The sequence below is a fragment of the Pseudoalteromonas sp. S1609 genome, from assembly GCF_005887255.1.
Taxonomy (GTDB): domain Bacteria; phylum Pseudomonadota; class Gammaproteobacteria; order Enterobacterales; family Alteromonadaceae; genus Pseudoalteromonas.
In genome coordinates this window covers 1-277 of record NZ_PNDJ01000165.1, presented here as the reverse complement: position 1 = coordinate 277, position 277 = coordinate 1, and the positions used below count along the sequence as shown (strand labels likewise).

General features: G+C 40.1%; 1 protein-coding gene. It reads left to right on the top strand.

Going from position 1 to position 277, the window contains the following annotated elements:
* On the top strand, positions 1–277 hold a 277-nt coding region (locus CWB76_RS19255), incomplete at both ends, for a collagenase (RefSeq protein WP_171039669.1).

The window sequence follows — 277 nt, the reverse complement described above, 5'->3', positions numbered from 1 at the left end:
AGCGACGATTACGGTAAATATGCGGGGGTGAATTTTGGTTTTAATACCAATAATGGTGGCATGTATTTAGAAGGGGATCCATCCGTTGTTGGCAACCAAGCAAACTTTATTGCTTATGAAGCAAATTATGCAAATGCAGAGCATTTCGTTTGGAATTTAGAGCACGAATATGTGCACTATCTCGATGGGAGATTTGATCTGTATGGCGACTTTAACTCTCCTACAGAAGATGTTGTTTGGTGGTCGGAAGGGGTTGCTGAATACATTGCTAATTTAA